Genomic DNA, 12,314 nt, shown 5'->3' with positions numbered 1-12,314 from the left:
GTTTTTCCTCTCAGGCTGCGGAGCGGATCAGGCTGCGGTGATGCGGCGGCAGCGGCCGGGAGAGCGTGCTGATCAGCTCGTGGATCGAACTCAAATTATGCACCGGGCGGAATTCGTCAACGTGCGGAAGCATCATTTTGATGCCTTGCGCCTTGGCCTCGAAGCCGGAGAACCGCAGCAGCGGGTTGAGCCAGATCAGCCGGCGGCAGGACCGGTGCAGCCGGTCCATCTCGAAGGCCAACTTGGAATCGGCCTCCCGCTCCAGCCCGTCGGAGATCAGCAGCACGATGGCGCCCTGGCTTAGCACGCGCCGCGCCCACAATTTGTTGAAGTTGTGCAGCGAGGCCGATATCCGCGTACCGCCGGCCCAGTCCTCGACCGAGGCCGAGCAGCTCGCGAGCGCTTCGTCAGGATCGCGCTGCCGCAGCGCGCGGGTGACGTTGGTGAGGCGGGTGCCGAACAGGAACACCGAGACCCGTTTGCGGGCATCGGTGATACCGTGGAGGAAATGCAGGAACAGGCGGGTGTATTCGCTCATCGAACCCGAGATATCGAGCAGCGCGACGATCGGCGCCGGCTTCTCGATCCGCCCGAGCCGATGAATGTCGACGATGTCGCCGCCGGTGCGCAGGGATGCGCGCAGCGTACGGCGCAGGTCGAGGCGAAGTCCGCGCGGATCGGGCCGATGCCGGCGCGTGATCAGCTCGGCCTGCGGAAGCTGCATCCGCTCGATGGCACGCAGCGCCTCGGTGATCTCCGCCGCGCTCATCTGCGCAAAATCCTTCTTCTGAAGAATTTCCTTATCGGAGACCGACAGGCGCAGATCCTGCTCCTGGTGCTGCGGCGTCTCCGTCATGCGCGGCTGCGACATCGCCTCCTGCACGCGGCGTGCGCCGGCCTGCGGCTTCTTCTTGGCCTGCTCCGGGAGCGGCACCGAATCCAGCATGTGCTTCCATTCTTCCGACGCGCGGAAGAACAGGTTGAAGGCCTGCTTGAAAATCAGCGCATGCTCATGACGCTTGACGAAGATCGCCTCCAGCGTGGCGAAGACGTCGGCGCGATTGCCGATGTCGATCACCTGCAGCGCGCTCATGGCATCGATGACGGCACCGGGCCCGACCGGCATGCCGGCAGAGCGCAGCGCGCGGGCGAAGCCGACGATGTTGTCGGCGAACTGCTCGGTCTGCTCGGGCGCCAAGTGGTTGATGGCCATGTTTCAGCACTCTCGGTCGTCATTCCGGGGCGCGCCCTCTTGGGCGCGAACCCGGAATCCATTCATCCACCAACTCCGCAGAACGATGGATTCTCAGGTGCGCAATTGCGCACCTAGTTCGCGCTCCGCGCGCCCCGGAATGACGAGCGCAATTTGACGCGCGTCAATTCTCGCTCGTCGCTTCCTTCAGCACCTTCTGCAAGGTCTCGCCCTGCATGCGGGTGATGTCGTCCTGATATTTGAGCAGCGCGCCCAGCGTGTCGCCGACCACTTGCGGGGTCAGCGAGCGGGCGTCCAGCTCGGACAAGGCGGTCGCCCAGTCGATGGTCTCGGCGACACCAGGCGACTTGTAGAAGTCCTGGTTGCGCAAGGCCTGCACGAAGCGCACGACCTGCTGCGACAGTTTTGCGGAGATGCCGGGCACGCGTGTCTTGACGATCGCGAGCTCGCGCTCGGCCGCGGGGTAGTCGACCCAGTGATAGAGACAGCGCCGCTTCAGCGCGTCGTGGATCTCGCGGGTGCGATTGGAGGTGATGATGACGATCGGCGGGCTTGGCGCCTTCACCGTGCCGAATTCGGGGATCGTCACCTGGAAGTCGCTGAGGATCTCGAGCAGGTACGCCTCGAAGGCCTCGTCGGCGCGGTCGAGCTCGTCGATCAGCAGCACCGGCGGTCCTGCCACGTCGGGCTCCAGCGCCTGCAGCAGCGGCCGCTTGATCATGTAGCGGTCGGCGAAGATGTCCGAGGAGAGCTGATCGCGATCGGTATCGCCGGCGGCTTCCGCCATCCGGATCGCGATCATCTGCGCCGCGCTATTCCACTCGTAGACCGCGGAGGATACGTCGAGGCCCTCATAGCACTGCAGGCGGATCAGCTTCCGCCCCAGCGCTGCCGACAGCACCTTGGCGATCTCGGTCTTGCCGACGCCGGCCTCGCCTTCGAGGAACAGCGGCCGGCCCATGCGCAGCGACAGATACGTCACCGTGGCCAGCGATCGCTCGGCGAGATAGCCGCGCGAGGTCAAGAGTTCGAGCATCGCATCGACCGATGCCGGCAATACAACTGAAGTATTGGCACCGGTAGAACTGGTCGCTGAAGTCATGAAAAAGCCAGTCTCGCTATGCCCCTACCGGGACAAGTTTGGCCGAGGCGTGAGGTTCACTCACTCCTTGGCGTTGGCGGCATCGAGGGCACGGCGCGTCAGCACCCCGATGAGATGTGCGCGGTATTCGGCGCTGCCATGGATGTCGCTGTTGAGACCTTCCGCCGGCACGTCGATGCCCTCAATCGCCTTCGACGCGAAGCGCTTCTTCAGCGCTTCCTCGAACGCGGTGACGCGGAATACGCCCTCGGAGCCGGCGCCGGTCACGGCGACCCGCACGTCCGACGGACGCCGCGCCACGAACACGCCGACCAGCGCGTAGCGCGAGGCCTGGTTGCGGAACTTGATGTAGGCCGCCTTCTTCGGCAGCGGAAACATCACCTTGGTGATGATCTCGTCGGCTTCCAGCGCGGTCGAGAACAGGCCCTGGAAATATTCCTCGGCCTTGAGACGGCGCTTGTTGGTGACGATGGTCGCCCCCAGCGCAAGCACGGCAGCCGGATAGTCCGCGGTCGGATCGTTGTTGGCGAGCGAGCCGCCGAGCGTGCCCTTGTGGCGCACGGCGGGATCGCCGATCTGGCTCGCGAGATTGGCCAGTGCGGGGATAGCCTCACCGACGATCGCGGAGGTCGCGACCTCGGCGTGCTTGGCGGTGGCACCGATCACCAGCGAGCGGCCCTTCATCTCGATCGTGTTGAGCCCCTCGATATGGGAGAGGTCGACCAGATGCGGAGGGCTCGCGAGGCGCTGCTTCATGACGGGAATCAGCGTGTGACCGCCGGCGATGAGCTTGGCGTCTTCGTTCTTCACCAGAAGGTTGGCAGCCTGCCGAACGGTCCCGGGGCGATGATATCTGAATTCGTACATCTGAATGTCCTGGTCGCGGGATGCGCGTTACGCGAGATCGGATTTCGCCATCGCCTTGGCGCCGGCGGAGATCGAGGCGACGATGTTCTGGTAGCCGGTGCAGCGGCAGAGATTGCCTTCCAGTTCTTCCCGGATCGTATGGTCGTCGAGCTCGTGGCCCTTGCGATGGACGATGTCGATCGCGGTCATGATCATGCCGGGCGTGCAGAAGCCGCACTGCAGGCCATGGTGCTCGCGGAAAGCCTCCTGCATCGGATGCAGCGGCGCACCGTCGGCGGCCAGTCCCTCGATCGTCTTGACCTCGTGGCCGTCGGCCATCACCGCAAGCGTGGTGCAGGACTTCACGGCCTTGCCGTCGAGATGCACGACGCAGGCGCCGCACTGCGAGGTGTCGCAGCCGACATGGGTGCCGGTCAGATGCAGATTCTCGCGCAGGAACTGCACCAGCAGGGTGCGGGGATCGACGTTGGCCGTAACAGGATTGCCGTTCACGATGAGGGAGATTTTTGCCATAAGCACTCTCTATCAGCGCCCCAACGGGTCCCGTCGAAGCGGTTCTTATAATTATTCCAACCCATCATATGGGCCAATATGCCCCGGGGCAACATCGCCCGGGGCGCAAGGCGCCATGCCGAAGACGCCATGCTAAAGGTCTTGGACCTTCAGCTCTGTACGGCCTTGGCGAAGTTCGTGAAAAACTCGTCGGCCAGCTTCTTGGCGGCGCCGTTGATGAGGCGCTGGCCGAGCTGCGCCAACTTGCCGCCGATCTGCGCCTCGACCTCGTAGGAGAGCAGCGTGCCGCCGTCCTTCTCCGCCAGCTTGACCACCGCGCCGCCCTTGGCGAAGCCGGCGACCCCACCCTCGCCCTCGCCGGAGATCTTGTAGCCGTTCGGCGGATCGAGATCGGACAGCGTGACCTTGCCCTTGAAGCGGGCGGACACCGGACCGACCTTCATCTTCGCGGTGGCGCGAAAGCCGCCGTCTTCGGTCCTCTCGAGCTCTTCGCAGCCGGGGATGCAGGCCTTCAGCACCTCGGGATCGTTGAGCTTGGCCCAGACGGCCTCGCGCGGCGCCGCAAGCTGGACTTCGCCGTTCATCGTCATGGCCATGAGAGTACCTCCCGGATCGCGTAATTATAGTGCTGTTCAAGTAACGCAGGGACGCGGCAAAGGAAAGGCCGACGCCCGGTCACGTGCAATGCATATTCGCAACTGCAAAAAGACGTGTGCGGGCGGTGGGGGATTGGCACGGCCGGGCCATGATGATTAGGTCGCGCGCAACATGAGCACATCCCTCTCCCCCCTGCTCGCACCGATGCTGTCGAGCGCCGCCATGCGGGCGATCTGCGACGACCGGTCCACCCTGCAGAATATGCTTGATTTCGAGGCAGCCCTGGCACGCGCCGAAGCTGCCACGGATGTGATTCCGGCGTCTGCGGTCAGGCCGATCGAGACCGCGTGCAAGGCTGATCGTTTCGACATGGCCGCACTGGCGGAGGCCGCGACACGATCGGGCAATCTGGCGATTCCGCTGGTCAAGATGCTGACGGCCGGCGTCGGCAAGGCCGACAAGGAGGCCGCGCGCTACGTGCATTGGGGCGCAACCAGCCAGGACGTCATCGACACCGCGACCATGCTCACGCTTCGCGCCGGCATCGATGCGCTGGACGCCGATCTCAGCCGCGCCATCAAGGGCTTTGCGGCGCTGGCGCGCAGCCATCGCAATACCGCGATGGTGGCACGGACCTGGCTTCAGCACGCGCTGCCGATGCCGTTCGGCCTCAAGGCCGCCGAATATGCCGCGAGCCTCGCTCGCGCCCGCTGCCGCCTGCGGCGGCTGCGGCGCGAGGGCCTCGCCCTGCAATTCGGCGGCGCCGCCGGCACGCTGGCCGCCCTCGGCGACAAGGGCCTTGCCGTGGCGGAACGCCTCGCGCGGGAGCTCGACCTGCCGCTGCCGGAAGCGCCCTGGCACACGCATCGCGACCGGATCGCGGAGGCCGCGTCCTGCCTGGCGATCCTCGCCGGAAGCTGCGGCAAGATCGCGCGCGACGTCTCGCTGATGATGCAGACCGACGTCGCCGAAGCGTTCGAGCCGGCCGGCGAAGGCCGCGGCGGCTCCTCGACCATGCCGCACAAGCGCAACCCGGTTGCCGCCGCAAGCGCGCTGGGCGCAGCCACAATGGCTCCGCAACTCGCGGCGACGATCTTCGCGGCCCAGGTGCAGGACCATGAGCGCAGCGCCGGCCCCTGGCACGCGGAATGGCCGACGCTGCCGCAACTGATGCTGGTTGCATCCGGCGCGCTCGCTGCCATCGTGGACATCGCCGAGGGCCTGGACGTCGACGCCGCGCGCATGCGCAGCAATCTCGACGCGACGCACGGGCTGATCATGGCAGAGGCCGTCACCTTTGCGCTGGCGGAGATGATCGGCAAGAGCGATGCGCATCACCTCGTCGAAGCCGCCAGCAAGCGCGCGGTCGCCGAGAAGAAGCACCTGCGCGAGGTGCTGTCGGCTGATTCGCAGGTCACTGCGCAGCTTTCGCCGGAAAAAATTGCGGCATTGTTCGAGCCGATGGCTTATCAGGGAGCTTCCCAAGCCCTGATCGACCGGCTGCTCGACAGCCTCGACCGCGAATAAGACCTGCACAAGACGACGGAGACGCCGCATGCCCATGATCGATGCCGACGGATGCCTGCTCAACGTCTCCGTCGAGGGCCGCGACGGCGGACCGACCCTGATGCTGTCCAATTCGCTCGGCTGCACGCTGCAGATGTGGGAGCCGCAGATGAAGGCGCTGACGCAGGTGTTCCGCGTCATTCGCTACGACCGCCGCGGCCACGGCCGGTCCAACGTCCCGCCCGGCCCCTATACGATGGAGCGCTTCGGCCGCGACGTGCTCGCGATCCTCGACGACCTCAACATCGAGAAGGTGCATTGGTGCGGCCTGTCGATGGGCGGCATGGTCGGGCAATGGCTCGGCGCCAATGCGCCCGAGCGTTTCGGCAAGCTCATTCTCGCCAACACCTCCTGCTACTACGCCGAACCGACCAAATGGCTGGAGCGCATCGACGCCGTGAAGAAGGGCGGCATCGCCGCGGTCGCCGATGCCGTGATCGCAGGCTGGCTGACGCAGGATTTTCGCGAGCGTGAGCCCGAGATCACCGCGAAGATGAAATCGATGCTGCTGGCGACGCCCGTCGAAGGCTATCTCGCCTGCTGCGAGGCGCTGTCGACGCTCGACCAGCGCGCGCTGCTGCCAAAGATCAAGAGCCCGACGCTCGTCATCGCCGGCCGCCACGATCAGGCGACGCCGATCTCGGCGGGTGAATTGATCCGCTCCAACATTCCCGGCGCCAGCATGACCATCATCGACGCCGCCCACATTTCCAACGTCGAGCAGCCGCACGCATTCACGGATGCGGTGGTGGGATTTTTGACGCAGCGCTAACCGTCATTGCGAGCGTAGCGAAGCAATCCAGAAATCCCTCCGCGGTGACAGACTGGATTGCTTCGTCGCTACGCTCCTCGCAATGGCGCGGAGGAGGACAGAATGGACGACCAGAAGCGCCGCGACGCCGGCATGAATGTTCGCCGCAAGGTGCTGGGTAATGCCTGGGTCGACAAATCGATCGCGAACCGCAACGCGTTCAACACCGACTTCCAGGATTTGATCACGCGCTATGCGTGGGGCGAGATCTGGACCCGCCCCCATTTCGACGAGCGCACGCGGCGGGTGCTGGTGATCGGCACCATGGTCGCGCTCGGGCAATGGGACGAATTCCGCCTGCACGTGCGGGCGGCGCTCGCCGAGGGCGGCTTCACGCCCGAGGACATCAAGGAAATCCTGCTGCAGCAGGCGATCTATTGCGGCGTGCCCGCCGCGAACCACGCCGTGAAGGAAGCCTCAGCGATTGTGCAGGAACTCGGCCTGCTCAAGGGCTAGCGGCGCGGCGGCCTCGACGGTGTTCTCGACCGTTTTGGGCGCGGCCGCCGGCTTCTCGATCACGACCACAATGGCGGCACCGAGCAGCAGCAACAGCTCGGTGGCATGCAGCCGGAGCGCGGCCAGCTCGCCGACCTTCGAAGCCATCACCATGCTTGCAAACGAAAGCAGGCTGCCGATCGCCAGCGCGATGCCGAGGGCCTCGTCGCTGCCGCCGGATTTGCGGGTGCGGGGGATGCAGAGCAGAACGAGATATATTGCAAAGAACGCCACCACCGTCAGGCGGCCCAGCGCGAGCAGCCAGGCCGCGCGCACCGTTTCCATCCCAGCCATCTGGAGATGGTCGCTGAGATACAGCGCGACGGCGACGCTCGGCCGCTCATAGAGACCGTGCACCGGCGCAATGATGATGTTGAAGGCAACGAGGCTCCAGGCCGGAATGAAATAGGCCGCCAGCAGCGCACCGTTGACCGAGCCGATCCGCCAATTTCCGAACATGCCGCTTCCCGCTTGAGCCTGCCATCCGCCTTCGACCGAAGGCTTTGCGGGGAGCTAACTCGCATCGGACTGTGCCGGCAATTTAAACCCTTTGTTTACCTTAACCGGCCCGTTTTGCCTGCCAATCCGTGACGGCCCAGGGAGCCGAGCCCGGATTGACGGGGGCACGGCCACGACGAAAAAAGGCCCCGCCTTTCGGCGGGGCCCTCCTCACTACCCTCACTTGCCCTGATCTGCCGGGCTCCCAAACTCGCTATTCCTGATCGCGCTGGCCGCCCTGCTGCTGGCCGGGCCGATCGCCCTGGCGCATCGGGTCATTCTGCTGCTGCTGGCCGGGCTTCTGACCGCCGCCCTGCTGCTGCCCTGGCCGCTGGCCGGGGTTCTGACTCTGCTGACCCGGATTCTGGTTCTGCTGCTTCGTCATTCGGGGGAACTCCCTTGTTGGACGTCAGAGACGAAACAACTGCCGCCTTCCATTTTGGTTGCCCCTGGGAACCCAGTTCCTCGCAGGTGCGGAACCGGACGCGCCAAATCACCTCTGTACAAGACCTTCTGCCGAGGCGTTGACCTGTTGCAGCCGCCAGTTCCCTCCTGTTACAAAACCGGAAGAATGCTTAGGGGCTGCCGGGGCCCAAGAAACGGCCCAAGAACCCACTCTCCTAAGAGCTCTCCCTTTTGAGCCCGCCTCAGGTTTGGTACGGCAGCCCATGGATTATTTCACCCAGCAGCTCATCAACGGTCTCGTCCTGGGCTCGATCTACGGCCTGATCGCGATCGGCTACACGATGGTCTACGGCATCGTCGGCATGATCAACTTCGCACATGGCGACGTCTTCATGATCGGCGGGTTCATCGCCCTGATCACCTTCCTGATCCTGATCTCGCTCGGGCTGACCGCGATCCCGCTGATCCTGCTCGTGGTGCTCCTGGTCTCGATGGCGATCACCGCGCTCTATGGCTGGACCATCGAGCGCATCGCCTACCGGCCGCTGCGCCATTCCTTCCGCCTGGCCCCGATGCTGTCGGCGATCGGGATGTCCTTCGTGCTGACGAACTATTCGCAAGTGGCGCAGGGCGCGCGGGTCAAGCCGATCCCGCCCTTCATCACCGGCGGCTACACCCTGCACGAGAGCACCGACGGTTTCGTCATCCAGCTCTCGAACATCCAGATCATGGTGGTCGTCACCACCATCGTGCTGCTGGCGCTCTTCACCTGGCTGGTGTCGCGCACCCGGCTCGGGCGCGACATGCGTGCCTGCGAGCAGGACCAGACCATGGCGGCGCTGCTCGGCGTCAACGTCGACCGCACCATCTCCATGACCTTCGTGATCGGCGCAGCGCTCGCCGCAGTCGCCGGCCTGATGTACCTGCTCTATTACGGTCTGGTCGACTTCTTCATGGGCTTCGTCGCCGGCATCAAGGCGTTCACCGCCGCCGTGCTCGGCGGCATCGGCTCGCTGCCCGGCGCCATGCTCGGCGGCCTTGCGATCGGCCTGATCGAGACGTTCTGGTCGGCCTATTTCTCGGTCGAGTACAAGGATGTTGCCGCGTTCTCGATCCTGATCGTGGTGCTGATCTTCATGCCGACCGGCCTGCTCGGTCGTCCCGAAGTCGAAAAAGTCTGACGGTCGCGCGTGGCAGATCTCTCACCCAAGACGGCCAAACCGGGCATCCCCTCCATCCTGAAGACGGCTGCCGTCAACGCGCTGGTCGCGCTGGTGCTGTTCTCGTTGATGGTCGGCATCCGCACCGAGGCGGGCGCCTCCGGCCAGCTCACCTACTGGACGCGCTTCGGCGACCTCTTCTCCCTCGTCGCCGCGGTCTTCGGCGGCTCGATCGTGATCGAGCTGCTGCGGCAATGGATCGGCCCGACCGGCGCCGAGAAGCTGGTGCCGCCGGCGGTGAAAAACGGCATGTCGTTCATCGGTCGTTACCTCGCCCCGGCGCTCCTGATCTTCACGCTGCTGGTGCCGGTGATATTCTATAACCAGCGCTACATTCTCGACCTCGCGATCCTCGTGCTCACCTATGTCATGCTGGGGTGGGGATTGAACGTCGTCGTCGGGCTCGCCGGCCTGCTCGATCTCGGCTACGTCGCCTTCTACGCGGTTGGCGCCTATTCCTACGCACTGCTCGCCACCAATTTCGGCTGGTCGTTCTGGGTCTGCCTGCCGCTTGCCGGCATCCTCGCCGCGTTCTGGGGCGTGCTGCTCGGCTTCCCCGTGCTGCGCCTGCGCGGCGATTACCTCGCCATCGTGACCCTCGCTTTCGGCGAGATCATCCGTCTCGTCATCATCAACTGGCAGGACCTGACCGGCGGCCCCAACGGGGTCTCGGGCATTCCACGTCCCAGCTTTTTCGGCATTCCGCTCGACAACAGCGACGACGGGCTCGCGGCCTGGCTTCACATCGAATATTCGACGACACATCGCATCGTGTTTTTGTTCTATCTGATCCTGGCGTTGGCGCTGCTCACCAACTGGGCCACGATACGGCTGCGCCGTCTGCCGATCGGCCGGGCCTGGGAAGCCCTGCGCGAGGACGAGGTCGCCTGCCGCGCGCTCGGCATCAACACCACGACCACCAAGCTCACGGCGTTCGCGACGGGCGCGATGTTCGGCGGCTTCGCCGGTGCGTTCTTCGCCACCCGCCAGGGCTTCATCAGCCCGGAATCCTTCACCTTCCAGGAATCGGCGCTGGTGCTCGCCATCGTCGTGCTCGGCGGCATGGGCTCGCAGCTCGGTGTCGCGCTTGCGGCACTCGCCATGATCGGCGGCTTCGAATTGTTCCGGAGCCTCGAGGGCTATCGCATGCTGGTGTTCGGCATGGCCATGGTGCTGATCATGATCTGGCGGCCGCGCGGCTTGATCGGCCATCGCGCCCCGACCGTCTATCTGACCAAGGCCCAGGCGATCTCCTCCGACCTCGTCAAGGAAGGGCACGGATGAGCGGCGACGGGATGGGCAACAAGATTGGCGAAAAGATCCTTGGCGTCGACCGGCTCACCATGCGCTTCGGCGGCATCATCGCCGTGCAGGACCTGTCGTTCTCGGCAGCGCGGGGCAAGATCACCGCGCTGATCGGGCCGAACGGTGCGGGCAAGACCACCGTGTTCAACTGCATCACCGGCTTCTACAAGCCGAGCGGCGGCGCCATCCGCCTCACCCATGACGACGGCAGCACGGTCGCGCTGGAGCGGCTGAACGATTTCCGCATTGCCAAGCAGGCCAAGGTTGCCCGCACCTTCCAGAACATCCGGCTGTTTCCCGGCATGACCGCGCTGGAAAACCTGATGGTGGCGCAGCACAATGCACTGATGCGCGCCTCCGGCTTCACCTTTCTCGGCTTGATCGGGGCCCCCGGCTATCGCGACGCCGAGAAGCGCGCGATTGATCTCGCCACCGACTGGCTCAAGCGGGTCAACCTGCTCGACCGCGCCGACGATGCCGCCGGCAATTTCGCCTATGGCGACCAGCGCCGGCTCGAGATCGCGCGCGCGATGTGCACCGAGCCCGCGCTGCTGTGCCTGGACGAGCCCGCCGCCGGCCTCAATGCGCGCGAGAGCGCGGCCTTGAGCGAGCTCCTGCTCTCGATCCGCGACGAACTCGGCACCTCGATCCTGCTGATCGAGCACGACATGTCCGTGGTGATGGAGATCTCCGACCACATCGTGGTGATGGATCACGGCGTCAAGATCGCGGAAGGTACGCCGCGCGAGATCCGCGACGATCCCAAGGTGATCGCCGCCTATCTCGGCGCCGACGAGGAAGAGGCAGCGGCCGTGATGGAGGGCGGCTCGTGACGTCAGCGCCCTCTCCTCTGCTCGCGATCCGGGGCTTGCGCGCCGCCTACGGCAAGATCGAGGCGCTGAAGGGCGTCGACGTCGAGATCAACGCCGGCGAGATCGTGGCGCTGATCGGCGCCAACGGCGCCGGCAAGTCGACGCTGATGATGACGATCTTCGGCAAGCCGCGCGCCCGCGCCGGCCAGATCCTTTACGAAGGCCGCGACATCACCGACGTCCCGACCCACGAGATCGCGCATTTGCGCATCGCGCAATCGCCGGAGGGACGCCGCATCTTCCCGCGCATGAGCGTCGCGGAAAACCTCCAGATGGGAGCGGACGCCACCGAGTGTACCGAGGGCGAACGCGAGGCGACGCTGCAACGCGTCTTCTCGCTGTTTCCGCGGCTCAAGGAGCGCTACGCGCAGCGCGGCGGAACCCTGTCCGGCGGCGAGCAGCAGATGCTGGCGATCGGGCGAGCCCTGATGAGCCGTCCCCGGCTGCTGCTGCTCGACGAGCCCTCGCTGGGCCTTGCGCCGCTGATCGCGCGCCAGATCTTCGATGCGATCCGCACCCTGAACCGGCAGGACGGGCTGACCGTGCTGATCGTCGAGCAGAACGCCAACCACGCCCTCAAGCTTGCCCATCGCGGCTATGTCATGGTCAATGGCCTGATCACGCTGGCGGGCACCGGCGCCGAATTGCTGCAGCGCCCCGAGATTCGCGCTGCCTACCTGGAAGGCGGCCGGCACGGCTGACCGAGCCGGGAGGCCCTCCCGCATGCGGCCGAATGTGGCGAGATATCTGCGCCAATGCCCGTATTTTGCCGGTGACTTCTCCTCGAATTCATTCAAGAATGGCGCCGGTTTGAACCGGGCATGCCCGGCAACGTCCACAGGCGACCACC

General features: G+C 65.3%; 14 protein-coding genes. 7 read left to right on the top strand and 7 right to left on the bottom strand.

The genetic code is table 11. The features are described 5' to 3' along the window. Positions 1-10: 10 nt before the first annotated feature. The 5 genes from QRQ56_RS01565 to QRQ56_RS01545 all read right to left on the bottom strand — a co-directional run bounded on the left by QRQ56_RS01565 (position 11) and on the right by QRQ56_RS01545 (position 4,291). Positions 11-1,213: a vWA domain-containing protein gene (locus QRQ56_RS01565; RefSeq protein WP_438737120.1), complete on the bottom strand. Its 1,203-nt coding sequence runs from the start codon at positions 1,211-1,213 to the stop codon at positions 11-13. Positions 1,214-1,376: 163 nt separating this feature from the next. Further along, positions 1,377-2,315 carry an AAA family ATPase gene (locus QRQ56_RS01560; protein ID WP_438737118.1) on the bottom strand — a complete coding sequence of 313 codons (939 nt, stop codon included), beginning with the start codon at positions 2,313-2,315 and terminating at the stop codon, positions 1,377-1,379. A 60-nt stretch (positions 2,316-2,375) separates the two neighbouring features. Next, positions 2,376-3,182: an FAD binding domain-containing protein gene (locus QRQ56_RS01555; protein ID WP_438737117.1), complete on the bottom strand. Its 807-nt coding sequence runs from the start codon at positions 3,180-3,182 to the stop codon at positions 2,376-2,378. 27 nt (positions 3,183-3,209) lie between these two features. Continuing rightward, entirely contained in the window at positions 3,210-3,695 is a 486-nt protein-coding gene (locus tag QRQ56_RS01550) for a (2Fe-2S)-binding protein (RefSeq protein WP_438737115.1), read from the bottom strand. A gap of 149 nt (positions 3,696-3,844) precedes the next feature. After that, on the bottom strand, positions 3,845-4,291 hold the full coding sequence (locus QRQ56_RS01545) for an SRPBCC family protein (protein ID WP_438737113.1): 447 nt from the start codon (positions 4,289-4,291) through the stop codon (positions 3,845-3,847). Between the two features lie 172 nt (positions 4,292-4,463). Here QRQ56_RS01545 and QRQ56_RS01540 point away from each other — a divergent pair, with 172 nt between their 5' ends. The 3 genes from QRQ56_RS01540 (at position 4,464) to QRQ56_RS01530 (ending at position 7,125) form a co-directional block, all read left to right on the top strand. Further along, on the top strand, positions 4,464-5,819 hold the full coding sequence (locus QRQ56_RS01540) for a 3-carboxy-cis,cis-muconate cycloisomerase (protein ID WP_438737112.1): 1,356 nt from the start codon (positions 4,464-4,466) through the stop codon (positions 5,817-5,819). A 28-nt stretch (positions 5,820-5,847) separates the two neighbouring features. Then, entirely contained in the window at positions 5,848-6,630 is a 783-nt protein-coding gene (gene pcaD, locus QRQ56_RS01535) for a 3-oxoadipate enol-lactonase (RefSeq protein ID WP_438737110.1), read from the top strand. Between the two features lie 102 nt (positions 6,631-6,732). Continuing rightward, the gene (locus tag QRQ56_RS01530) at positions 6,733-7,125 is read left to right on the top strand and encodes a carboxymuconolactone decarboxylase family protein (protein ID WP_438737108.1); all 393 of its coding nucleotides are present in this window, start codon (positions 6,733-6,735) and stop codon (positions 7,123-7,125) included. Here QRQ56_RS01530 and QRQ56_RS01525 read toward each other — a convergent pair. Both QRQ56_RS01525 and QRQ56_RS01520 read right to left on the bottom strand, forming a co-directional pair. Continuing rightward, positions 7,087-7,623 carry a hypothetical protein gene (locus QRQ56_RS01525; RefSeq protein ID WP_438737107.1) on the bottom strand — a complete coding sequence of 179 codons (537 nt, stop codon included), beginning with the start codon at positions 7,621-7,623 and terminating at the stop codon, positions 7,087-7,089. The genes QRQ56_RS01530 and QRQ56_RS01525 overlap by 39 nt on opposite strands. 253 nt (positions 7,624-7,876) lie before the next feature. After that, entirely contained in the window at positions 7,877-8,047 is a 171-nt protein-coding gene (locus tag QRQ56_RS01520) for a hypothetical protein (protein WP_438737105.1), read from the bottom strand. Between the two features lie 283 nt (positions 8,048-8,330). Here QRQ56_RS01520 and QRQ56_RS01515 point away from each other — a divergent pair, with 283 nt between their 5' ends. The 4 genes from QRQ56_RS01515 to QRQ56_RS01500 are packed head-to-tail and all read left to right on the top strand — an operon-like array spanning position 8,331 to position 12,165. Then, positions 8,331-9,248: an ABC transporter permease subunit gene (locus QRQ56_RS01515; RefSeq protein WP_438737103.1), complete on the top strand. Its 918-nt coding sequence runs from the start codon at positions 8,331-8,333 to the stop codon at positions 9,246-9,248. Positions 9,249-9,257: 9 nt separating this feature from the next. Continuing rightward, on the top strand, positions 9,258-10,571 hold the full coding sequence (livM, locus tag QRQ56_RS01510) for a high-affinity branched-chain amino acid ABC transporter permease LivM (protein WP_438737101.1): 1,314 nt from the start codon (positions 9,258-9,260) through the stop codon (positions 10,569-10,571). Further along, positions 10,568-11,425, top strand: a complete 858-nt coding sequence (locus QRQ56_RS01505) for an ABC transporter ATP-binding protein (protein ID WP_438737099.1) — start codon at positions 10,568-10,570, stop codon at positions 11,423-11,425. Before livM ends, QRQ56_RS01505 begins: the two co-directional genes overlap by 4 nt. Next, positions 11,422-12,165: an ABC transporter ATP-binding protein gene (locus QRQ56_RS01500; RefSeq protein ID WP_438737097.1), complete on the top strand. Its 744-nt coding sequence runs from the start codon at positions 11,422-11,424 to the stop codon at positions 12,163-12,165. The genes QRQ56_RS01505 and QRQ56_RS01500 overlap by 4 nt, the downstream gene beginning before the upstream one ends. Positions 12,166-12,314: the final 149 nt, after the last annotated feature.

Source organism: Bradyrhizobium sp. U531, from assembly GCF_051710265.1.
GTDB lineage: Bacteria > Pseudomonadota > Alphaproteobacteria > Rhizobiales > Xanthobacteraceae > Bradyrhizobium.
This window is presented reverse-complemented; position numbering and strand designations above follow the sequence as displayed.

What these genes read in the sequence shown, in the direction of transcription:
- QRQ56_RS01520 (WP_438737105.1), bottom strand. Translation starts at nt 8,047, where the DNA reads ATGACGAAGCAGCAGAACCAGAATCCGGGTCAGCAGAGTCAGAACCCC.
- QRQ56_RS01565 (WP_438737120.1), bottom strand. Translation starts at nt 1,213, where the DNA reads ATGGCCATCAACCACTTGGCGCCCGAGCAGACCGAGCAGTTCGCCGAC.
- QRQ56_RS01560 (WP_438737118.1), bottom strand. Translation starts at nt 2,315, where the DNA reads ATGACTTCAGCGACCAGTTCTACCGGTGCCAATACTTCAGTTGTATTG.
- QRQ56_RS01505 (WP_438737099.1), top strand. Translation starts at nt 10,568, where the DNA reads ATGAGCGGCGACGGGATGGGCAACAAGATTGGCGAAAAGATCCTTGGC.
- QRQ56_RS01545 (WP_438737113.1), bottom strand. Translation starts at nt 4,291, where the DNA reads ATGGCCATGACGATGAACGGCGAAGTCCAGCTTGCGGCGCCGCGCGAG.
- QRQ56_RS01525 (WP_438737107.1), bottom strand. Translation starts at nt 7,623, where the DNA reads ATGTTCGGAAATTGGCGGATCGGCTCGGTCAACGGTGCGCTGCTGGCG.
- QRQ56_RS01540 (WP_438737112.1), top strand. Translation starts at nt 4,464, where the DNA reads ATGAGCACATCCCTCTCCCCCCTGCTCGCACCGATGCTGTCGAGCGCC.
- QRQ56_RS01550 (WP_438737115.1), bottom strand. Translation starts at nt 3,695, where the DNA reads ATGGCAAAAATCTCCCTCATCGTGAACGGCAATCCTGTTACGGCCAAC.
- QRQ56_RS01555 (WP_438737117.1), bottom strand. Translation starts at nt 3,182, where the DNA reads ATGTACGAATTCAGATATCATCGCCCCGGGACCGTTCGGCAGGCTGCC.
- QRQ56_RS01515 (WP_438737103.1), top strand. Translation starts at nt 8,331, where the DNA reads ATGGATTATTTCACCCAGCAGCTCATCAACGGTCTCGTCCTGGGCTCG.
- pcaD (WP_438737110.1), top strand. Translation starts at nt 5,848, where the DNA reads ATGCCCATGATCGATGCCGACGGATGCCTGCTCAACGTCTCCGTCGAG.
- QRQ56_RS01530 (WP_438737108.1), top strand. Translation starts at nt 6,733, where the DNA reads ATGGACGACCAGAAGCGCCGCGACGCCGGCATGAATGTTCGCCGCAAG.